This is a genomic window from Bacillus sp. FSL K6-3312 (genome assembly GCF_038007485.1).
GTDB classification, from domain to species: Bacteria; Bacillota; Bacilli; order Bacillales; family Bacillaceae; genus Bacillus; species Bacillus pumilus.
This window is the reverse complement of the sequence record NZ_JBBOXI010000001.1, coordinates 509,348-530,771: the sequence shown is the minus strand read 5'-3', so window position 1 is coordinate 530,771 and position 21,424 is coordinate 509,348. Positions and strand designations below refer to the sequence as shown.

The following is a 21,424-nucleotide window of genomic DNA, read 5'->3' as shown; positions in this document are numbered from 1 at the left end:
TCCTATGAACAGGAAGCGGATCGACATTTTTTGTTTAAGAAGATTTATTTTTTTCATATGAATACCAATCCATTACACGTGCTGCATCTTCTTCCTCAAGGTGATGAACACCAAAGGAATCAAGCAGCGCAGAGGATTTCACAAAGGTGTGAATACTCGCCACTCGGCCTTTCTTTTGAAAGAAAGATTGCGTCATCGTATAGTTTTGCATTCGTTTCCTCAAGACAATGCCGGTGGTTTTGCCAATGCCTCTTGATGTCAGTTGAATCAATGGATCTTTGATCGTATAGCCTGATTGTTTATAAGCTAAATAGCCAAAAACCAAAGCAATAGGAAGCGGAATGAGTGCCAAATACCCCCATGGCGGGAAACGGACAGATAGGATCACGCCGACAAGTAATGGTACAAAGCCGAAAGAGATCAGATAGCGCTTGAGTGAACGCTTTGGCACCTTTTTCAGTTCAGCTTCTGGCTCCAAATGATAATCATCTGTGAATTGAGAGAGCAGTTCGTTGATTTTTTTCTTCCGAATCAGTGGAAATAAGACGGAAGAGGTTTCTTTTTCGGTAATAGAACCTCCTGCACTCACAAGCATCACCGTCGCAAAACCAAAGGGTTCACGGAGAATATTTTCTTTGATTTTCACTGCTTGAATTCTCGCAAGTGGAATGGTCATTTGATGCCTCTCAATGAGCCCTCTTGTGATGATGATGTCTTTCCCTTTTCGTTTTGCGGTAAAATTTGCATATTGAAGGGCCGTTACCCCAACACTAAGAATCCACGCAATCAATACGGCAATAAATATGAGAATCGCATAAATCTCAACACTCGCATGACTTAAAAAAGAGAACCGCTTGAAGAATCCGTCCAAAGGAAGAATTTCATCTATTTGTGTGTAAATGGCGAGACACCCAGAAATAATGACTCCGATCCCACTTGAAGTGGTCGCAGCCAAAAGCAGCTCTGGTATACCCATTCGGTAGGAAACATTGATTTCTTTTTCTACAGGTTGCTGCGCTGTCAGAGTATCATGCGGGACATCCCCATTTTCATCCACCATTTCTTCTTGCTGCAAGCTTTTCTTCCGGTTGAAAATCGATTGCTTTAATTGTTCCGCTTCTGCTTTTGTAATTGCCGTCAGACTCACTTCCGGACCGTCTGTTCCGCCAGCTGTTTCAATTTGGACACGCACCAAACCAAAAATCCGCTGGAAGATACCTTCACTTGTATTCACCGTTTGAATTCGTTCTAACGAAATATATTTTTTCTTTTTTGTGATGACGCCCGATTCCACGCGAAATTCATCCTCTTCCATCCGGTAGGTAAATCGCCTCCATGCTAAAACGGTTGAAACAGCTTTCCATAAAAGAAGCACACCAAGAATGATAAATGCATAAAAACGAATGCTCGAGTTCGAGTTCACAAAAATAAGTACGAAAAAAGGGATAATGAAGTTTTTGATCATGGCTACGGCATCTGATATAAAATCAATGAACATCGAGATTGGATGTACACGTTTTGGTTCAGACATCATCTTCCGTCACCCTTGCTAAACGAGATATGTAATCACGAAGCTCATCTGCTTCTTCTAATTCTAGCGCCGGTATATCATGAACTGTGGCAGCAGTCGATATTTGAACAGATGCCAAACGGTAGCGCCTTAAAAGCGGCCCTTGTGATGTATCGACATGCTGGACACGAACCATGGGTACAATCACACGTGTAACGCGAATGAGTCCATGCTGAATTTCAATTTCATTTTCGAATACTTCGTAGCGCCAGATACGATGACGGATTTTCGGTATAAGCCAAATGCCAAAAATGACCTGTAAGACCCATAAACCGGTGAGGATGGCGCCAATCCAATATGGCCATTGAAGATAATAACTAGCAACAAATACCCCAATGATGATGAGTAAGAAAATCAATGAGATAATTCCATTTTGAAGACGCCATACCTTTAAACCATTTAAACTAATTTGACGTTGCGGCTGTTTTCTCACATTCTTCCCCCATTCTCTTACTTTTCTATCAATATATTACGAAACAAATCCTAAAAAGTTTCAGCAAACCTGTTAAAAAAAAGCGAATCCTGCAAAGGATTCGCTTTAGATTGTTGACAAAGTGCTAAAATGATGTTTATTTTAGCACTTTGTCTTCTTTTCAGCGTGATAGAAAACCTTTGAAGTCTAGGAAGGGCGAGCACTGGCGCGGAGCGAATTGAACATTCGTGAGCACCAGCGCGCAGACCTGACAACGAATGCGAGGGTTTGTCTACACGCTGAAGCGAATCCTGCAAAGGATTCGCTTTTGAATTAGCTATTATAAGATTTCTTTTGACGACGATCGCTAGAAGAACGATTGCGGTCATTTGAAGAGCGCTTTTTATCACCGTAAGATGAGCGGCTTTTCCCGCGATAGCCGCCTCCGCCGCCACCGTCTCTACGTTTAGAAGAGCTGCGGTTGTTACGATTGTGTTTTGAAATCATTGGTGCTTCATCTGTCAAACGAACAGGTGTTGCATCTGGCTCTTTTGTCATCATTTTGATGGCAGCCGCAACCACTGTGACAGAATCATGATCTTCTAGCAATTCAGCAGCAGCTGTCATGTAGAAGTTTAAGTTGTTTTCACTGATGATTGTGCGCAGCCGATCAATGGTTACTTGCTGTTGACCTTCAATTGCTTCATCTAGAGTTGGTTCTTTCATACGTTCCATTTTACGGTTAGTCGTTTTCTCAATCGCACGAAGCATATCTTTTTCACGCGGTGTGATGAATGTCACCGCCATACCTGTACGTCCAGCACGGCCTGTACGTCCAATACGGTGGACGTAGCTCTCTGGATCTTGTGGTACGTCAAAGTTATACACGTGTGTTACGCCTGAGATATCAAGTCCACGTGCTGCAACGTCTGTTGCTACAAGCACATCGATTGAACCTTCTTTGAATTTGCGAAGCGCAACCATACGTTTCGCTTGAGTTAGGTCACCATGAATCCCTTCAGCTGTATAACCTCTAAGGTTAAGCGCTTCTGACAATTCGTCAACACGGCGTTTCGTACGACCGAAGACAATTGAAAGCTCAGGTGATTGAATGTCAAGAAGACGTGTCAATGTATCAAACTTCTTACGTTCGTGAATATCCAAGTAGAACTGTTGGATGTTAGAGACAGTCATTTCTTTCGCTTTTACTTTTACGTGTTCTGGGTTGGTCATGAAACGTTCCGCAATGCGCTTAATTGGTGCAGGCATTGTCGCAGAGAATAAAAGGGTTTGGTGTTCACTTGGTACATTTGAAAGGATCGATTCAATGTCTTCGATGAAACCCATGTTTAGCATTTCGTCTGCTTCATCAAGCACAACAGTCTCAACATTTTGAAGACGCATTGTACGACGGTTAATGTGATCGAGTAAACGTCCTGGAGTCCCTACGATGATATGAGGATTTTTCTTGAGCGAACGGATTTGGCGGCTGATATCTTGTCCACCGTAAATCGGAAGTACGCGCGCACGCTTGTCTTGGCCAATTTTGTATAGCTCTTCAGATACTTGAATCGCTAATTCTCTTGTTGGCGCAATGATAATCGCTTGGATATTTGGAGACGCTGGGTCAATTTTTTCTACAAGAGGAATACCAAATGCTGCAGTTTTTCCTGTTCCTGTTTGTGCTTGTCCAATGACATCTTTATTCTGAAGACCGAGAGGAATTGTTTCCGCTTGAATCGGTGTTGCTTCTTCAAATCCCATGCGGTTAATAGCTTTCATGAGACTTTCGCTTAATTGAAAATCTTGAAACGTTATAGTCAAATTATTCAAACTCCTTCTAATTGCTGTTTCAGTAATCTCGTGAATGATCATTAAAAACTGCCCTTTTCCGAAAGGACAGGTCCATTATATACAAAGCCCGAATTACCCTACCTTATATCTTACCATTACACTATTTGTTTTTCAACAAGACAGAAATGGATATATCTACTGTTCCACAATGACAGATTCACCATCACTTTGATCTCCATCCATCCATTTCCACTTTTCGAACAGTTGAATTTTTCCGTTATCCAACTGCTTAGGTGTAGAATTGCAAGACCCGTCTTCTCATGCTACCGTCTTTGCTGACATGGTGGTACCTAAAATGAAGTGTTCCATCCTCATTTACAGTTCCTACAAGTACACCAGATACAATACTGCCGCCTTGATATGTGCCCGTTAATATATTCCCGTCCTGACGATATTGAAATATGGTGCCTGCCGATACTTCTCCGTTACTCGAATTAGACTGCGGGACAAAGGTTTTTCCGTCATATTGAAACAACCGAATCAGCCACCTTTTCTTTCCTATTGTACCATAGGCTTGTCACTCATTCGACAAAAATGATGCAATTTTTAACAAGTGGGATTCAATTTATATTAGTTTAGCCACATTTTCGCTTTTCTATAGATTAAATTGTTTTTTTTAGAAATTGCTCTACTTTTTCAAACAATTGCTGTGCACACGGCTCGTGACAAACGTGGTGTTTACAGTCAGGTAAATAAAATATTTCTTTCTGTCGAGACGGGATTTTATGATCAATAAATTGTGCACTTGAAGCTGGCACAATCCCATCGCTTTCCCCTTGAACAATTAACACAGGGAGGTGAAGCTTCTCAAGGGAGCTCTTTGTTTGCTTCACCAGCTTCATAAATTCTACAGCGGCTGACAGCGGTGTGCTCGTTAGCTTATGACGGTATCTATCATACAAAGGATTCGTATCAATCAATCCAGACAATGATTGCTTCACCATCTGCCTTGTGTCTTGAATCATTTGTTTTGGATTCACATATTTCGCCGCAGCACTTAAAAGGACGAGACGAGCAACTGGATACTTCGCTGCAAGATAAGAAGCAATCATTCCTCCCATAGAAAACCCGATCAAAAAAATGGTATCACATGTTCGGTAAAGAGAAAGAAGTTCTAATTCAGCTGTCGCAATCCATTCTTGATAGAGAATGCCTTTTAGTTGAAGTTCATCTCCATGCCCCGGAAGCGTGACAGACTGAACGTTCCAATCTGTCTTCTGCTTTAAATATTGCGTTAGCGGTTCCACTTCATAGGGGGCGCCAGTGAATCCATGTATACATAGACAGCCAATCATTCTGTCACCTTCTTTGCCGCTCTCTTTTTATAGTGCAGTAATGACTTCTTCTAATCTCATGCCGCGAGAGGCTTTGACGAGAACAACATCGTCAGGACCTGCTACGTCAGCAAGTTTTTTCTTCAGTTCCTCTTTGTCCATAAATGAGAACACGCGCGCGTCACCGAATGATTTCTTTGCTCCTTCAGCGATGAATGCACCTAGGCGGCCATACGTCATCACATGATCAATAAATTCAGGCTTGATATAGCGGCCTAGTTCATAATGATACGTTTCTTCTTCGCTGCCCATCTCAAGCATGTCTCCAAGGACAAGAATGCGATTTGCGAAGCCGTCCATATCTCCTACAAGATCAATGGCAGCTTTCATGGAAGTAGGGCTTGCATTATATGCATCATTGATAACAGTGATTCCTTTTTCCGTTTTAAACAGTTCAAGACGCATCCCTGTCAACTTTGTTTGCATGAGTCCTTGGGCGATTTGTCTTTCATTCAGTCCGAAATGCTGGCCTATGGCAATGGCAGCAAGGGCATTCTTTACATTATGTTTCCCTAATACAGGAATGAGAAAACCCTGGGCATACCCTTCGACCTGAAATTCAGTTCCTTCTGCAAGCTGGTTGATATGCGTTACCTTGATATCACAGTCCTCTGCTTCTCCAAAGGTTTTCACTTGCTGCGAAAGTAGAGTCGCTCTCTCTCGGATCAAAGGTTCATCTCCTAAATAATAAAAGGTCCCATCCTCTTTTAGCCCTTTTGTGATCTCACATTTTGCATCAGCAATGGCTTCTCTTGATCCTAAATCTTGCATATGAGATTCTCCGATATTAGTGATGACTGCTGCATCAGGCTCAGCTAGGTTTGACAAGAACTCGATCTCGCCTTTTGCACTCATGCCCATCTCCAATACAGCTATCTCTGTACCTTCTGGCATCGCAAGAATGGTGAGCGGAAGACCGATATGATTATTAAAGTTACCGTCTGTTTTATGAACTTGATACGTTGTTTGTAAGACGGAATGAATCATATCTTTCGTTGTCGTTTTCCCGTTACTTCCTGTAATACCGACAACACGAGGGTTTTCTTCTTTTAAATATGATTTTGCCAATTGCTGAAGTGCTGCCAGAGTATCGTCGACAAGAATGACAGGTACACCGAACGGTGGATTGGCTTCTTTTTGATTCCAAAGAACGGCTGCGGCTCCAAGCTCCACTGCTTTAGAAGCAAATGTGTGACCGTTAAAATGTTCTCCAATTAAGGGGATAAACAATGCACCTTTTGATACTTTTCGTGTATCTGTCGTCACTCCGTAAATTTGCTCTTCGCCAAAAGCTTGATTAGATAGTGTCCCACCAGCCATTTGGGCGATTTGATTCACTGTACGTTTGATCATGATTTTTTCGCCTCTCTTTCTCATTTCACGTTTGAAGGAAAAGAGACACTACCTAAGGATAGTGTCTGCTTGTTGCTCACATTAAAAAGTCGTTTTAATGGTTTGTTTTTCTTGATGGCGTTCAATTGCAAGTGACACTAGCTTTTCAATTAGCTCTGGATACTCTACACCAGTGTGCTTCCAAAGCAGCGGGAACATACTGAATGGTGTGAATCCAGGCATTGTATTCACTTCATTGATCAACACTTCGCCTTTTTCTGTGAGGAAGAAGTCTGCACGTACAAGACCAGAACCGTCTAGGGATTTAAATGCCTTAATCGCCATATCATGAATCGTCTTGTATTCATCTTCTGACACACTCGCAGGAATGATCAAATCTGTATCGCCATCTTCATATTTTGCTTTGTAGTCATAAAAATCTGTTTTAGGTGCAATTTCACCAACGACAGAGCATTTCGGCTCGTCATTTCCTAATACACCAATCTCGATTTCTCTTCCTACAACGCCTTCTTCTACGACCACACGACGATCATATTGGAAAGCCAAGTCGAATGCGGTTTGTAGCTCTTCTTTGCTGCGGCATTTGCTTATTCCAACACTTGATCCCATGTTGGCAGGTTTCACAAAGCATGGATAGCCAAGTACTTGTTCCACCTGTTCTAAGCTGTCTGCCGTGGCTTTCTCATAGTCTTTTTTATTGAAGGAAAGGTGCTTTGCTTGTGCAAGTCCTGCTTGAGCAAAAACATCTTTCATCATGACTTTATCCATACCCGCGGCAGAAGCAAGAACGCCGTTGCCGACATACGGGATATTTAGCAGTTCAAGTAATCCTTGCATCGTTCCATCTTCACCATTTGGCCCGTGCAATAATGGGAAGACAACATCAATCTTCTCATCAGCGGATGCAGGCTGTGGAAACATGCTCTCATTTAAAGAAGTTGGTAAAAACGTCTTTGCGCTCTGTTCAAATTGAAGCATTCTGACGTTTGATACTGGTTCAGTGAGTTTTTCTCCTCTTAGCCATTCGCCCTCTTCTGTAATATAAATTGGATGTATATCGAACTTCTCAGTGTTAAGTGCTTTTGTAACTGCAAGGGCTGTTTGCAGTGATACATTATGTTCGGCTGACTTTCCGCCGTAAATCAATCCTAAACTTATTTTCAATGGATACTCCCCCCACTAAAATTCATCTTTACTATCTTATCACTTTCAAGCAAAAATGCTCTAATTAATTTTTGTTGTTACGGAATTGAAATGATTTGTAAAGTTGTAAGCGCCTCCCGAGCATTTGTATGTCATTCGCCTTTATTTTATATTAAAATGACATTGAAAAGGAGTTGTGACAAATTGAAAAAAATCACAAGTACTGAACAATTCAATGAAATCATTCAATCTGACAAAGAAGTCATCGTTAAATTCTTTGCAACATGGTGTCCTGACTGTACAAGAATGGACATGTTCATTCCAGACATCTTAGAGGCGTATGCTCACCATGAATGGTTTGAAATAAACAAAGATGATTTCCCTGAATTAGCAGAAACGTATCAGGTCATGGGTATTCCAAGCCTGTTAATTTTCAAAAATGGCGAAAAAACAGGTCATTTACACAGTGCAAACGCAAAATCACCTGAAGAAGTGACAGAGTTTCTTCAAGGGCACGTTTCTTAAATCGTGAAACGAAGGACATCAGCAAACACTTGCTGGTGTCTTTTTTTCTCCATCTCTTACATCAAATCTCTTCATAAGACGAATTGTTCAGTCAAAACGTTTCAATGAGCGAAAGAATGTTTTATATAGATGCTTCTCTTACGACATGAAATGACAGGAATTATTTCCTGGGAAAGAATGAGCGTCGACTAGGCTTCGAATTTGTCGATTACGTGAATTTTCTGAATATAATCTTTACTTCCGGCATCGCGCTTTGTATAATAGAGGTGCTAATTGAAAATGATTATCAATTTCATCTATACGGAATCCTATAGACGTTTATTCTTATAAAGGAGCGATGAGTCACATGTCTAAGAAGAAAATCAAAACGTATCAGCAATTGATTGAAGAAAACAAGAAAGCCATCATGCGCGATCCTAAAATGATGGAAAGTATATACGAAACCATCGACAAAAAGCATCAGAAGCAGCTTGCAGTTGCTGGACGTGAATCATAAACATAAGGGGGAGCAGTCAAAGCTGGCTGCCCCTCTCTTTTGTCTTTTTCAACAAAAAAAGCCGATAAAATCTATGCTGTGATTTTATCGGCTTTTGTTTTAATGTGATTTCGCTACACGGTCCTGCTTCATTCCTAAATAAATGAGCATATATGTGAGATAACCCATGGTCATTGTTAAACCACCGAAGAAGAACTGAGAAAAGACAGGCTCCTCAAATGTTGTGACAGCAGCAAGAATGATCCAGCTCGCATATAAATAAACCATGAACCATTTCATGTTTCTTTTAAGTGTATACAGAAAGAAAAGACCCGCTAACGAAAAGATCCCCAGCGCTAGCCTGAAATAAATAAGATGATCAAACTGGAAGGCAAAAGACACAAACGAAAACGACAGCAACAACAAAATGGGTAAAGCCGTAATGAAATTTTTCACGATAGTGCCACCTCCAAAACTCCCTCTTATTATAAGACAAAATCAGACGGTTATCGTGAAATGCAGACTCGTTTTCACAAAGATGTCACGAATTTTCCTTGTTATTTGACACAATTTTTACACATTTACATCACGCTTCCAAAAAAGAACCCAAGCCGTGCCAACAAAGAAAACAAAATGCGCCCCTACCATAAATAGAGAAAACAAAGGGCTCATGCCTTGGAAGGGCGGCGGTCCTTGAAAGCTGTACTGAGTAAAGTCCGTATTAGCAAAAAGCAGAATTTTCCCCCACTGATTTTCTAAAAGAGACATAATAGGCACAAGTGATTTAGCCGCATATAAAACAAAAAACGAGGTCACAAGCGCAACGAAGCTGTTCCTAAACAAGCTGGAACACATAATAGCGAAACTTGCCATCATGATCACTTCCACCCACTGAGATCCGATCACAGCAAATGTATGCTGAAATAATCGTCCCGTACTTTCATCAAATGCAGTACCAAAGAAAATAAGGCCAAATAGGAAAGCAATGACATAATAAAAAACAAACAAATAAATGACCATAAGCACAAGGGTGATGTATTTTGACAGGAAAATTTGCAGCCTTGTTTTGGGCCGTATCAATAAAAACTTGATCGTCCTTTTTTGAAATTCTGTTGAGATCAAGGTCGCGCCAATGACAACTGCGAGCACCTGTAAAATAAACACGACATTCGTGGAATAAGCAAAATAGTTGGCGACAGTGTCTTGTCCACCAAAGCTGGAAATGACTCGTTTCAACACTAAAGCCATCGCCAATTGAAACACAACGATCAATCCAAGTGCAATGAACGTGATCTTTTTCCTCATCATTTTCTTATGCTCATTCTTGATGAGTTGAAGCATCTGCCGTCCCGCCTTCCGTCCATTTCATAAATGCCTCTTCAATTGATGGCTTTTGAGGCGTCATTTCAAGTACATCAAATCCAGCCAGAACAAGCTGTTTGTTCAGCTCAGGCACTTGGTCTTTGTTCAATTGAAGTAATACATGTGCTCCGTTTCGTTCATATGTATAGGCATGTGTATCGAGCCACGAAACCGCCTTTTCCACTGGCTGAATATTCATGAGCATCTGTTCTTTCCCCTCTATGTCTCGAAGCATGGCACTAGCTTTGATCTGTCCTTTTTGAATGATGATCATGCGGTCACATAGCTCTTCAACCTCATGCAATAAATGTGTGGCGAATAATACGGACGTTCCTTCTTCTCTTACTAGTGTTTGCAAGTGCTCCCTGAATTCCTTCATACCTGCAGGATCAAGTCCATTTGTCGGTTCGTCTAAAATGAGCAGGTTCGGCTGATGTAATATGGCTTGTGCAATCCCAAGCCTTTGTTTCATCCCCAGTGAATATGTCTTCACCTTTTGATGAATGGCGTGCTCCAGACGAACTCTTTTCACCACTTCCTGCATTCGTTCCTCCGTCACTGCATCGTGCATCGCCGCATACAGTTCAAGGTTTTCAAAGCCTGTTAAATAAGAATAAAATTCGGGATTTTCTATGATTGCACCAACAGATGACATCGCATGTCGAAAATCCTCATCCTGTGAATATCCATTGATCATGATTCGGCCATTGTTTTTTTTCATCAAGCCAACGATCAAACGAATCAAGGTTGTTTTTCCAGACCCATTTGGTCCTAGTAAGCCGACGATTTCCCCATTCCTTATTTCTATAGATATATCTTGTAAGATCATTTTCCGGCCAATTCGTTTATCGACTTTCTCTACTTTTAAAACAGCAGACTCCAACGTGGCTCCTCCTTCTGATGTAAAACCTTTGGCGGCAAATAAGACCGCTCATTCTGTTAAAAGTATATCACGCAAGACAAGGGACTCCATGAAAAAAAGGCTGATCGAGTCAGCCCTTCTTTTACATTACATGGATAGGTTCGGTGATGCTGCGTCTTTCTCGTGTTTTTTCTCCGTTTCTGTCACAATCACCGCACATGCGGCGTCACCTGTAATATTGACAACGGTTCTTGCCATATCTAATAAGCGGTCTATGCCAAGGATGAGCGCAATGCCTTCAACCGGCAGATTCACAGAGTTCAGTACCATAGCGAGCATGATGAGCCCAACTCCTGGCACACCCGCTGTACCGATACTTGCTAAGACAGCCGTTAAGACAACCGTCAGCATTTGGACAAGCGTCAGTTCAACTCCATACACTTGCGCGATAAAAATAGTCGCGACCCCTTGCATAATCGCTGTACCATCCATATTAATGGTTGCACCAAGCGGCTGTACAAAGCTTGAAATCGGCTCTGGTACCTTCAAGCGTTTCTGGGCTGTTTCCATCGAGACTGGGAGGACTGCGTTACTGCTTGACGTACTAAATGCGACAACCATTGCTGGAGAAAACCCTTTGAAAAATGCCATCGGATTTCGTTTCGCTAAGATGGCGACAGTTGACCCATAAGTCAGGAAGAAATGCAGCACGAGCGCAACTAACACGACCGAGAAATAGAGGCCCATCGCTTTCATCGCATCAAATCCCTGGCTGCCAATGGCAGTTGCGATCAAACCGAATGTTCCGTATGGTGCGAACTTCATCACTATGCCGACAAGGTACATCATTAATTCATTTCCTTGTTCAAACAGCTTCAGCAAACCTTCCGTCTTCTTTCCAAGCATGGCAATGCCAAGACCTAAAAATACACAAAAGACGATGATTTGAAGCATGTTTCCTTCAACTAAAGATTGGACTGGATTGGTTGGAATGATGTTGAGTAGTGTTTCTGCCATTGATGGGGCTTCCTCTGCGGAATAATCAGCCGCTTTCGTATCAAAATGACCGATTGCTCCCGGCTTGATTAATAAGGCTAATGAAATGCCAATGATGATGGCAAAAGTAGTAGTAAGCAGGAAATAAGTAATGGTTTTTGCGCCGATTCTGCCAAGCTTTTTCGGATCACCTAGACCTGCTACACCTAGTGTGATGGAAAAGAATACGATCGGCACCACTAACATTTTGATCAGATTTAAGAAGATTTGACCTAGAGGCGTAAATAGATAAGGGTCTAACACTTTGAATACATTTGGAGCAAAAATGTTAAGCAATAGTCCTGTGATTGCACCTACGAACAAGGCAATAATAATTTTCGTCGCTAGCTTCAATAAACTCTCCCCTTCCTCATCAAAAAAGACCCACAAGAGAGTTTTCTCGTGGGTCTTTGTTTCCATACACGTACCACTGTTTACTCTCTTCACGCCGATGAGGTTAGCTGACGGGTTAGGACGAAGAGATGTCCTTTTTTCTCACAGAGAAAAATTCACCCCAAAAACATGGGTCCCCCATTCCTTTAGAAGGATTAAGCGTGTGGTAATATGATATTTTCATACTATTTATACCTTATTTTTGGAAAATTGTAAACAGGTTCATATGAACTTTTTAATTACTTTCTTCCTTATTCGTGACCTCCAAAATATCTAAAATGAACACAAAGATCGGGATACCAATAATCAGTCCCCAAATGCCGATGTAGTGTTCAGAGAAGATCAGCACAATAAATGTGAAGAAAATAGGGAGTTCTGTTTTTGCTGACATGAGCTTTGGGTTTAAGAAGTAAGCTTCAATCGCATGGATGATGACGATCACAAGCACGATATACAGGACATACATGCCGCCTCCAAGCGTATACGCAATGATGCTGAGTGGAATAAGTGAGATGACCACACCTGCCACTGGGATTAAGCCTAGCAAAAAGACCATGACCGCTAATCCAAATAATTGCGGGAATCCCATAATGCCTAGCGCAATGGTTGTTAAGACACAGTTAACAGTTGCAATAATAAACTGTGCTTCGAGTACTTTTCCAAACGTTCTGGAGAATTTACGTCCAAAGAAGGCGATTTCATGGTAGAACACAGAGATTTTACTCGTTTTGAACTTGTTCATGAATTGAATGAGGCGTTCCTTTTCGAACAGGAAGAACATGCTTAATATTAAGGACATAATGACCTGGATACTGAACGTACTGAAATCTGTTAAGTATGTATAGAGGAAATTAAACCCTTTCTCAAAGTAAGCTGATATTTTAAAATCTCCGAATACGTTCGTGATGACATCAAAGAAGGGTAAATCTTGTGGATGATCTGCAATTTTCTTTCCTAAATGAAATAGCTGTTCCACCTGCTTGGCGATGATTGGCACAAACACGAATCCACCAAATGTCAATCCACCAGCCAAAAGAATATACAAAAGGGTAATAACCAATTTCTGCCCTATTTTCAGGAAGCGACTTAAAAAGCCTCTAATGACCTCTTCTAACCGATTCATCAAAAAGGTCAATATGAAGGTCAAGAGAATTAAATTCATCATTCCTCTTAATAGATATAAGGCTGTCGCTAATACTACAAATACAGAAAACCGCTTAACACCGGGTTTTTCGAACAATTTTAAAAATGCCGCCATTACGTTACACACCTGCCAGGACTAAAGTCTATTTTTATCGGATCTGATATACATTATATCGGATCTTTCTGTAAATTATATAATAAAAGGTCAATGAGGTCTTACGATTCGCCCTAAATTTATCAAGCTTTAATGTTTTTTCTTTTCAGCACAAGAAAAAACCGAACCCCATGTAGACATAAGGTTTCGGTTTTTGGTTGTTTTTATACTATACAGCTTGCTTCATATTTCGCATTTCTTGAAGGGCTGTTTTGCTCTTCGCTTCGTCAAATTCCCCTTCACTCTTCGCTACAACAATTGTTGCAATTCCATTTCCAATGAGATTTGTGATAGCTCTTCCTTCGCTCATGAATCGATCTACTCCAAGCAGAAGTGCAAGCCCCTCTAGCGGAATGACCTGTAGTGCAGCGAGTGTAGAAGCCAGCACGATAAATCCGCTTCCTGTCACCCCAGCCGCTCCCTTTGATGTGAGCATTAGAACAAGGATAATGGTGATCTGCTGACCGATAGACAAGTCTACACCAAACACTTGCGCTAAGAAGACCACAGCCATCGATAAGTAGATCGAGGTTCCATCTAAGTTAAAGGAATACCCTGTTGGGATGACAAGACCCACAACAGACTTAGAGCACCCGTAGCGTTCCATTTTATCCATCATTCTTGGCAGTACGGATTCTGATGAGCTTGTGCCAAGAACAATTAATATTTCATCCTTGATAAATCGCAAGTAACCAAACAGGCTGAAGCCATACATTTTACAAATGATATTCAGCACAACGAAGATGAACAGGAACATGGTCATATAAACGGAGAGCATCAGACTTGCGAGCGGTTTAATCGATGCCAAACCAAAGTGTCCGATTGTATAGGCCATTGCCCCAAATGCACCGAGCGGCGCAGCACGCATAATATAGCCAATGATTTTAAAGAAAACAAGTGACAGCTTATCAAGCCACTCAATGATTCCTTTCCCCTTCTCGCCAAGTGCAGCAAGCGCAACACCGAATAAAATAGAGAAGAATAAGACCTGTAAAATATCGCCCTTTGCAAAAGCATCTACCATGTTAGATGGCACGATATGTGTGACAAATTCCATCCAGTCGATACCCTGTCCTCCATTTTGGGTATACTGTGAAACATCCCCTTTTTCAAGCTTGCTATAGTCCAGACCTGCACCTGGCTTCATGATATTTACGACAAAAAGACCTATGACCAAAGCAAGCGTCGTGACGACTTCAAAATAAATAAATGCTTTTCCCCCAACTTTTCCAACCTTTTTCATATCCCCCATCTTGGCAATACCAAGAACAATGGTTAAGAAAATAATTGGTGCGATGACCATTTTAACGGCATTGATGAAGGTGTCACCAAGTGGCTTCATTTCTTTTCCGACGTTTGGCCAAACCATCCCGACAATGATTCCGATAATGACAGCTGCAATCACCTGAAATGTCAGGTTCTTCAAAAGCCTCTTCATAAAAAATCAACTCCCTCACCCTTTGATGTAAACGCTTAACTATTATCTATAGCTAAATGATAGCGGTTTCACCAAAGGCTGTGAAGCTTATGAACATATCGTACATTTTGGTCTTTTTGGTCTCTTAGTCAGAATGTACGATATATTTATTGACAGGCCGGCCTACCCCGCCATATTGCATATCTAATTTCAGCTCGCCTTCTTTCACTAAGAAGTCTAAATACCGGCGTGCCGTGACACGGGCAATGCCGAGTGCATTGGCAACTTCTTCTGCAGACTGCGGGCCTTCCTGCAAGCCCATATAGGCTTTAATTTCATTCATCGTATGCACATTCAGCCCCTTAGGGAGCCAAGTATCCTCCAGCTTAACAGCAGGCTTTCGTATGATATCATCCAGCATCTCTTGAGAAAATTCTGCTGCTGTACGAATTTTAGATTTAAACGCTTTATAGCTTTCAAGTGATTCTTTCATACGTTCGAATTTAAACGGCTTGATGATATAATCTCGTGCGCCATTTTGAAGCATGATGCCAATGGTCTCTTTGTCCTTTGCCGCAGAAATAACGATCACATCCACCTGTATCTTTTGCTTTCTAATGTCTTGAAGCGTCTTCACGCCATCTTTTTTTGGCATATATACATCGAGGACAACAAGGTCTGGATGAATTTCTTTGATGAGCTGGATGCCCTGCTCCCCATTACCTGCGACTGCCGCCACTTGAAAGCCAGGAACACTCTTAATGAACTCTTTATTCACTTCTTGCACCATCGGATCATCTTCAATTAATAGCACCTTAATCTGAGTCATCTGTCTCTCTCCTCTATGATCATTGGGAATTCGATTGAGAAGGTGGTACCAATGCCGATGCTTGATGTAACTTCTACATTTCCCATCCCTTTGTCGATAATCGTTTTTACAATATACAGGCCATAGCCTGTTCCGCCTTCTTTGCCGTGTGTGAAGCCTTTATCGAAAATATAAGGAATCATTTCCTCTTCAATCCCGGAGCCGTTGTCTTCAATTAAAATCGCGAGGACATCCTCGGTTTGATCAATACTAATAGAAATGCGTTTTGTGTCTCTTTCTACAGTATCATAGGAGGCAAAGGCATTCTCGATCAGGTTGCCAAGCAGCTTCGTCATATCATGTTGATCTAGACGCTCAGGGAAATCACGTAGACAGCTATGTTCATCTACTTCGACCTTTATGCCTAGCTCCTTGCCCCTTCTGATTTTACTCATCAATAATCCCGCAACGGCATCATGCTGAATGACGCGGTGAAGAAAGTCCATCACATGTTCTTGCTCTTCCGTCGTTTGAAAGGCTAGATCGATTGCCTGATCGGGTTTACCAAGCTGAATCAGCCCGGCAATCGTATGAAGCTTATTCATATGCTCATGATTTTGCACCCGCAGACCGTCTACAAAGTTCTTAACACCGGTTAGCTCCTCTGCTAATTTTGCCGCTTCTGTCCGGTCCTGAAAAATGGCGACCGCTCCAATAATTTTCTTTTTCATGACAATCGGAATCCGGCTGCTCATAATCCGCTTTCCGCTCATATGAATTTCTTCATTATAGACGGGTTCTGCGCGATCAATGATCTCTGGAAGTCTTGTGTCAGACAGCACATCCCAAATATTCCTGCCTACGACATCCCCTATCACGCCAAAGATTTGCTTCGCCTTTTCATTAAAAATGGTGATCATGTGCTGATTATCAATGGCGATGACCCCTTCATTAATAGAGTGAAAGGTTGCGGTGCGCTCCTCTAGCATTCTGACAATCTCATGCGGCTCCAGCTTAAACATTTGCTGTTTAATATGACGAGCAAGCAAAAATGAACCTACAAGCCCAAAGCTGAGCGTTAGCAAAAGGATCATGAGGATATCCCGCTTCATTTCTCCTAATATATCGATCATACTTGGCAGTGTTCTCCCTACAAGGACGACCCCTGTTTGATTAAATTGATCATCCTTCACTGGATAAAAGGCTCTGATGGCGGTCCCAAGCTCTCCCTCTGCTTCTGAGAAATAAATATGCTCGGCAAAAGCAGGCTCTTCATCTGTCCCCTCCGAGCGCTGACCAATCCTTGCTTTCACTGGATGCGTTAATCTCAAATGATCCATATCCATGACGACAATGTAGTCAGCGTCTTGAATAATCCGAATTTCTTCGATGGCATGCTGTAATCGGTCACGTTCCTTTGTTTGATCAGCTAACGCCTGCTTTACCTCATTCATCTCGGCAACTGTTCTCGCCGTGTTCATGAGCCTTTTTCGAAGCTCTCGTTCCTCTGTTTGCTGGATTCCCCCAACAAGGACAATTCCTCCGATTAAAAGGGCGAAAATGACAACGAAATATGTGAGGATGGTGAGCTTCCATCTAATAGATAATTGTTGTATTTTCAATCGATTTCTCATCATTTTTTTCACCTGTATCTTTACGAATTCTTCCTCGGTCAAGTATGCTTGACATAAGGGGGATCGGACGCATGAAGAATTTACTCGCCTATACACTATTGCTCTTGATCGGTTTTGTAACCGCTTTATACTTTGGTTTTTATCATATGATGCCAAAAGCAGCGACGACCTTTGACGATGAACAGACAGGGCTGAAGGATCAGCTTGTGTTCAAATTTAGCCATGTCGTGGCAGATAATACACCAAAAGGACTTGCCGCAAAGAAATTTGCTGAGCTTGTGCACGAAAAATCCGATGGGAAGATCACCATTCAAATTTTCTCCAACGGAAGTCTTTATTCTGATATAGAAGAAATTAATGCACTCAAAGAGAATCAAGTTCAATTTATCGCACCATCTACCTCGAAGCTCGGCATGCTATCCTCTGAGTGGCTGGCACTTGACCTTCCCTTTGCTTTTTCTAATTATGATGCGGTTCAAGAAGGCTTGCACGGTGCAATTGGACAAAGATTATTTGGCACCCTGCAAAAAGACGGGCTAAAGGGAATGGCGTATTGGACAAATGGCTTTAAGCAAATCACCTCTAATAAAGGTCCGATCAAACAGCCTAGTGATTTAAAAAACCAATCTCTCCGCATTATGCAAAGCGACATGATTGAAAAACAATTCAAACTTCTTGGCGCAAAGCCCTATCAGGAATCGTTTAATTCGACGTTTCAGCTATTAGAAACAAAAAAAGTAGATGGTGAAGAAAATACCATTTCAAATATTTATTCAAAAAAATTCTATCATATACAAGACTATATGACGATTAGTAATCACGGGTATTTGGGCTATGTGGTCTTAACAGATCAATCCTTCTTTGATCGCCAGACACCTGAAACGAAACGAATTTTACTTGAAGCGATGGAAGAAACAACAGCTTGGAATGAAAAACATGCAGAACAGATGAACAAAGATCAACTAGAGGACATTAAACGGGAATCGCCAATTGCCATTCATGAATTGACGCCAGCAGAAAGACAAAAATGGATGAAAGCCCTCGATCCTTTGTATGAGGAAGCCGAAAAAACCATTGGTTCCACCCTAATCAAACAGATTCGTGAGCTGCGTGCGCGTTATGAACATTCTCCAATCCATGCTTTTCAAGAAGAGGATAAGACCAAATAAAAAATCCCTTTGAGTAAAGGATTTTTTATGCACCAGATTCACTTTGTTCTTGCTGCGTGAGCTCTTCTAGTCTTGAGGCAATTCTTCGCTTTCGGTATTGCATCATGCCTGTTTCGGCAATACTTTTTAGTTGTGAGCGGTTGGAAACTGCGCCAAATAAAATCCCTGCTACGGGAACAAGCTGAAATAGTTTCTTCCAGCCAAATGAATCTCGGTAATTATAGACTACCTCACGCCATCCTTGGATTTGCGAGAACATGTTTTCGTGTTTCCCTTCGGAAGCATGATAGCTCCTGAGTTCTTTTAATATCGATTTCTTCCCAACCACATCAGCAGAGGTCAACTGTAAGCATTTTATGATGAAGACCCGCTCTTCCTTGTTTTTAGGATCATAGCCATAGGTGACGGCAATATCCTGTAATGTTTTAAGGGAGAGACCAAGTACCGCAGGAATATCTGCAGCCAGTGTAAACATACCACCGACACCCGTTGTCGCCCCTTGTACCGTGGCGAGATTCGTCCTATTTTTCCCCATATGTTCACTAATGGCATCCATGATTTCAATTGGAGCTTTTTCTATATCTTCTATACGCTGAATCGATTCGTCGGCACATTTCTTTTGAAATTGATGGATGATGCCTTTTTCTGATGTCAAATAGGCACCGCCTGATTGAATGTAATGCCCCATTTCATCTAGCAGCACACCGATTTTTTTTTGGATAAAGGCAGGCGTCAGCTTGTCCAGCATTTGAAATGGCAGGCGGCTGAGTTTCTCCCAAAACCATACCTTTTGCTGATCTTTCTCCCACTGTTCAATCTGCTTTAATTGTGCTTTTAGCCACTCTCTTTCCTCCATGCCTTTTTCCTCCTTAGATGCTGCTGAAGTATTTGTTTGTTATTATACACAATCCTTTTCCATCATACGTATAGAACATTGAATCGGTTTCGAAAGGTTTGAAACTTTTTCAAAACGGTTATTGCTTAATACACAAACAAAAAGAGGAGTGATCAACATGTTAGGATTTCTGATTTCATTAGTTGTGGCGATTGTCATCGGCCTTATTGGCAGTGCACTCGCTGGAGGTAGTGTACCAGGAGGATGGATCGGTTCAATGATTGCAGGACTTGCAGGTGCTTGGATTGGTCATGGATTACTTGGAACGTGGGGTCCTAGTTTGGCAGGCTTTGCGATCATTCCAGCAATCTTAGGTGCAGCGATCTTTGTCATCATCTTAAGCCTGATCTTCCGTAGTGTGGGATCAAGGGTATCTTAAAAAAACAAATAACAGAGGAAGCAGTAGGGACACCGTCTATAAAGGCGGTGTTTTTATGTGTTGGATTGACAAGGTATCTATTTTTTTCACTTACATATGATAAACAAACCTATTAGTTCAGATAGTTGACTTTTCATGAAGATGGGCATATGATGATTAAAAATTGCATCAAGGAAACATTTTGTGCCCAAGCAAAACTTTGTAGAATCTAGGTGATGACATATGACAAACAAATACATCGAGGCACAGGCACACATGTCAGAGGCAGCTGAGCGTGCACTTGAAGGAAAAGTCAAGGGATTTAGAAGACTCCTTCCTTTTCTCGGTCCTGCTTTTATCGCAGCCATTGCTTATATTGATCCAGGAAATTTCGCCACCAACATTGCGGCTGGCTCCAAATATGGATATCTCCTTTTATGGGTCATTCTCATATCAAATCTCATGGCTTTGCTCATCCAGTCTTTATCCGCAAAGCTTGGAATTGCGACAGGCAAAAACTTACCTGAAATCGCACGTGAAGAGTTTCCAAAACCTGTATCGATCGGTTTATGGATTCAAGGAGAGCTCGTCATTATTGCCACGGATTTAGCTGAGTTTATCGGGGCGGCACTTGGTTTATACTTGCTCTTTCGAATCCCGCTGCTTGAAGCATCCATTATCGCGGCTATCGGTTCATTTGCGATATTGGAGCTGCAAAGACGAGGGTATCGAGCATTAGAAGCAGGTATTACAGGCATGTTGTTCGTTGTCGTGATCGCTTTCGCTGTACAAACCTTTGTCGCCAAACCAGATATCGCAAGTGTAGCTGGCGGACTGTTCATTCCAAAATTTGATGGCGCAGACAGCGTGCTGCTTGCAGCTGGAATTTTAGGTGCTACTGTCATGCCTCACGCAATCTACTTACATTCAGCTTTAACCCAAAGAAGAGTCGTCGGCAGAACGGAAAAGGAGAAAAAGCAGATTTTTCGCTTTGAGTTTTTAGATATTCTCATTGCGATGATCGTCGCCGGGGCCATCAATGCCAGCATGTTGATTGTGGCAGCCGCTTTATTTTATAAAAATGGCCTCTTTGTTGAAGATTTGGATGTTGCGTTTCAGCATTTTGGTACACTCGCAGGGCCTGTATCAGCCATCTTATTTGGTGTAGGTCTGCTTGTAGCCGGACTATCCAGCTCTTCTGTCGGTACATTGTCAGGCGATATCATTATGCAGGGCTTTATTCAATACCGGATCCCGCTGTATGTTCGCCGGCTGATTACCATCATTCCTCCTATTGCAATTATTGCATCTGGAGTGAATCCGACCTCCGCGCTTGTAATGAGTCAGGTCGTCTTATCGTTTGGGATTGCCTTTGCTTTAATTCCACTCATTTTATTTACAAGTAAAAAACGAATTATGGGCGAATTGACGAATGCCCGCTGGGTGACAGGAATATCTTGGGTGATAGCAGCTCTTGTTGTAGCACTTAATCTCTTCTTAATTATTGATACGTTTATGTAAAAGACAG

The 21,424-nt window shown here is 41.8% G+C and carries 20 protein-coding genes, 1 pseudogene and 1 riboswitch; of the genes and pseudogenes, 5 read left to right on the top strand and 16 right to left on the bottom strand.

Annotated features, from left to right (window positions below):
* Positions 1-34: 34 nt before the first annotated feature.
* The 7 genes and pseudogenes from MHI11_RS02555 to MHI11_RS02525 form a co-directional block, all read right to left on the bottom strand.
* On the bottom strand, positions 35-1,534 hold the full coding sequence (locus tag MHI11_RS02555; protein WP_340908970.1) for a PH domain-containing protein: 1,500 nt from the start codon (positions 1,532-1,534) through the stop codon (positions 35-37).
* A complete protein-coding gene (locus MHI11_RS02550) occupies positions 1,524-2,003 on the bottom strand; it encodes a PH domain-containing protein (protein ID WP_044140563.1) in 480 nt (159 codons plus the stop codon). Before MHI11_RS02550 ends, MHI11_RS02555 begins: the two co-directional genes overlap by 11 nt.
* A gap of 312 nt (positions 2,004-2,315) precedes the next feature.
* Positions 2,316-3,806 carry a degradosome RNA helicase CshA gene (cshA, locus tag MHI11_RS02545; protein ID WP_044140562.1) on the bottom strand — a complete coding sequence of 497 codons (1,491 nt, stop codon included), beginning with the start codon at positions 3,804-3,806 and terminating at the stop codon, positions 2,316-2,318.
* A 165-nt stretch (positions 3,807-3,971) separates the two neighbouring features.
* A pseudogene (locus tag MHI11_RS02540) lies at positions 3,972-4,311 on the bottom strand (n-acetylglutamate synthase).
* Positions 4,312-4,438: 127 nt separating this feature from the next.
* Entirely contained in the window at positions 4,439-5,131 is a 693-nt protein-coding gene (locus tag MHI11_RS02535) for an alpha/beta hydrolase (protein ID WP_044140561.1), read from the bottom strand.
* A gap of 27 nt (positions 5,132-5,158) precedes the next feature.
* Positions 5,159-6,523: a UDP-N-acetylmuramoyl-tripeptide--D-alanyl-D-alanine ligase gene (locus MHI11_RS02530; protein ID WP_044140560.1), complete on the bottom strand. Its 1,365-nt coding sequence runs from the start codon at positions 6,521-6,523 to the stop codon at positions 5,159-5,161.
* Positions 6,524-6,604: 81 nt separating this feature from the next.
* Positions 6,605-7,687: a D-alanine--D-alanine ligase gene (locus MHI11_RS02525; RefSeq protein ID WP_044140559.1), complete on the bottom strand. Its 1,083-nt coding sequence runs from the start codon at positions 7,685-7,687 to the stop codon at positions 6,605-6,607.
* Positions 7,688-7,870: 183 nt separating this feature from the next.
* Here MHI11_RS02525 and MHI11_RS02520 point away from each other — a divergent pair, with 183 nt between their 5' ends.
* Together MHI11_RS02520 and fbpB are read left to right on the top strand one after the other, a co-directional pair.
* Complete coding sequence (locus tag MHI11_RS02520; RefSeq protein ID WP_034663973.1) at positions 7,871-8,191, top strand: thioredoxin family protein; 321 nt, start codon at positions 7,871-7,873, stop codon at positions 8,189-8,191.
* 346 nt (positions 8,192-8,537) lie between these two features.
* Entirely contained in the window at positions 8,538-8,687 is a 150-nt protein-coding gene (fbpB, locus tag MHI11_RS02515; protein ID WP_065097549.1) for a Fur-regulated basic protein FbpB, read from the top strand.
* A 99-nt stretch (positions 8,688-8,786) separates the two neighbouring features.
* On the opposite strand, the gene MHI11_RS02510 is transcribed toward fbpB, so the two are convergent.
* From MHI11_RS02510 to MHI11_RS02475, 8 genes are all read right to left on the bottom strand, one after another.
* Positions 8,787-9,122 carry a hypothetical protein gene (locus MHI11_RS02510; protein ID WP_003214381.1) on the bottom strand — a complete coding sequence of 112 codons (336 nt, stop codon included), beginning with the start codon at positions 9,120-9,122 and terminating at the stop codon, positions 8,787-8,789.
* 117 nt (positions 9,123-9,239) lie between these two features.
* Positions 9,240-10,007 (bottom strand): ABC transporter permease, encoded by a 768-nt coding sequence (locus MHI11_RS02505; RefSeq protein ID WP_044140558.1) that lies wholly within the window; start codon positions 10,005-10,007, stop codon positions 9,240-9,242.
* Positions 9,985-10,911 (bottom strand): ABC transporter ATP-binding protein, encoded by a 927-nt coding sequence (locus MHI11_RS02500; RefSeq protein ID WP_044140557.1) that lies wholly within the window; start codon positions 10,909-10,911, stop codon positions 9,985-9,987. Before MHI11_RS02500 ends, MHI11_RS02505 begins: the two co-directional genes overlap by 23 nt.
* 126 nt (positions 10,912-11,037) lie before the next feature.
* Positions 11,038-12,279, bottom strand: coding sequence for a dicarboxylate/amino acid:cation symporter (locus tag MHI11_RS02495; RefSeq protein WP_044140556.1), 1,242 nt, complete (start codon positions 12,277-12,279; stop codon positions 11,038-11,040).
* A gap of 78 nt (positions 12,280-12,357) precedes the next feature.
* Positions 12,358-12,490: riboswitch (cyclic di-AMP (ydaO/yuaA leader) on the bottom strand.
* 63 nt (positions 12,491-12,553) lie between these two features.
* Positions 12,554-13,576 carry an AI-2E family transporter gene (locus MHI11_RS02490; RefSeq protein WP_044140555.1) on the bottom strand — a complete coding sequence of 341 codons (1,023 nt, stop codon included), beginning with the start codon at positions 13,574-13,576 and terminating at the stop codon, positions 12,554-12,556.
* Positions 13,577-13,784: 208 nt separating this feature from the next.
* A complete protein-coding gene (gene dctP, locus MHI11_RS02485) occupies positions 13,785-15,053 on the bottom strand; it encodes a C4-dicarboxylate transporter DctP (protein ID WP_034666695.1) in 1,269 nt (422 codons plus the stop codon).
* Between the two features lie 124 nt (positions 15,054-15,177).
* On the bottom strand, positions 15,178-15,861 hold the full coding sequence (locus MHI11_RS02480; protein ID WP_044140554.1) for a response regulator: 684 nt from the start codon (positions 15,859-15,861) through the stop codon (positions 15,178-15,180).
* Positions 15,858-17,477: an ATP-binding protein gene (locus MHI11_RS02475; RefSeq protein ID WP_044140553.1), complete on the bottom strand. Its 1,620-nt coding sequence runs from the start codon at positions 17,475-17,477 to the stop codon at positions 15,858-15,860. The genes MHI11_RS02480 and MHI11_RS02475 overlap by 4 nt, the downstream gene beginning before the upstream one ends.
* 68 nt (positions 17,478-17,545) lie before the next feature.
* Here MHI11_RS02475 and MHI11_RS02470 point away from each other — a divergent pair, with 68 nt between their 5' ends.
* Positions 17,546-18,643 carry a DctP family TRAP transporter solute-binding subunit gene (locus MHI11_RS02470; RefSeq protein WP_044140552.1) on the top strand — a complete coding sequence of 366 codons (1,098 nt, stop codon included), beginning with the start codon at positions 17,546-17,548 and terminating at the stop codon, positions 18,641-18,643.
* Between the two features lie 25 nt (positions 18,644-18,668).
* Here the strand turns inward: MHI11_RS02470 and MHI11_RS02465 are convergent, their stop codons facing one another.
* Positions 18,669-19,499 (bottom strand): EcsC family protein, encoded by an 831-nt coding sequence (locus MHI11_RS02465; protein ID WP_044140551.1) that lies wholly within the window; start codon positions 19,497-19,499, stop codon positions 18,669-18,671.
* Between the two features lie 157 nt (positions 19,500-19,656).
* Between MHI11_RS02465 and MHI11_RS02460 the strand changes: the two genes are divergently transcribed.
* Together MHI11_RS02460 and MHI11_RS02455 are read left to right on the top strand one after the other, a co-directional pair.
* On the top strand, positions 19,657-19,917 hold the full coding sequence (locus MHI11_RS02460; protein WP_003214275.1) for a GlsB/YeaQ/YmgE family stress response membrane protein: 261 nt from the start codon (positions 19,657-19,659) through the stop codon (positions 19,915-19,917).
* Between the two features lie 222 nt (positions 19,918-20,139).
* Entirely contained in the window at positions 20,140-21,417 is a 1,278-nt protein-coding gene (locus MHI11_RS02455; RefSeq protein ID WP_044140550.1) for an Nramp family divalent metal transporter, read from the top strand.
* Positions 21,418-21,424: the final 7 nt, after the last annotated feature.

Bases quoted from the DNA above. Each gene is read 5' to 3' on its own strand.
- MHI11_RS02475 (WP_044140553.1), bottom strand. From the start codon at position 17,477: ATGATGAGAAATCGATTGAAAATACAACAATTATCTATTAGATGGAAG.
- MHI11_RS02470 (WP_044140552.1), top strand. From the start codon at position 17,546: ATGAAGAATTTACTCGCCTATACACTATTGCTCTTGATCGGTTTTGTA.
- MHI11_RS02535 (WP_044140561.1), bottom strand. From the start codon at position 5,131: ATGATTGGCTGTCTATGTATACATGGATTCACTGGCGCCCCCTATGAA.
- MHI11_RS02490 (WP_044140555.1), bottom strand. From the start codon at position 13,576: ATGGCGGCATTTTTAAAATTGTTCGAAAAACCCGGTGTTAAGCGGTTT.
- MHI11_RS02530 (WP_044140560.1), bottom strand. From the start codon at position 6,523: ATGATCAAACGTACAGTGAATCAAATCGCCCAAATGGCTGGTGGGACA.
- dctP (WP_034666695.1), bottom strand. From the start codon at position 15,053: ATGAAGAGGCTTTTGAAGAACCTGACATTTCAGGTGATTGCAGCTGTC.
- MHI11_RS02465 (WP_044140551.1), bottom strand. From the start codon at position 19,499: ATGGAGGAAAGAGAGTGGCTAAAAGCACAATTAAAGCAGATTGAACAG.
- MHI11_RS02555 (WP_340908970.1), bottom strand. From the start codon at position 1,534: ATGATGTCTGAACCAAAACGTGTACATCCAATCTCGATGTTCATTGAT.
- MHI11_RS02460 (WP_003214275.1), top strand. From the start codon at position 19,657: ATGTTAGGATTTCTGATTTCATTAGTTGTGGCGATTGTCATCGGCCTT.
- MHI11_RS02455 (WP_044140550.1), top strand. From the start codon at position 20,140: ATGACAAACAAATACATCGAGGCACAGGCACACATGTCAGAGGCAGCT.
- MHI11_RS02480 (WP_044140554.1), bottom strand. From the start codon at position 15,861: ATGACTCAGATTAAGGTGCTATTAATTGAAGATGATCCGATGGTGCAA.
- MHI11_RS02505 (WP_044140558.1), bottom strand. From the start codon at position 10,007: ATGCTTCAACTCATCAAGAATGAGCATAAGAAAATGATGAGGAAAAAG.
- fbpB (WP_065097549.1), top strand. From the start codon at position 8,538: ATGTCTAAGAAGAAAATCAAAACGTATCAGCAATTGATTGAAGAAAAC.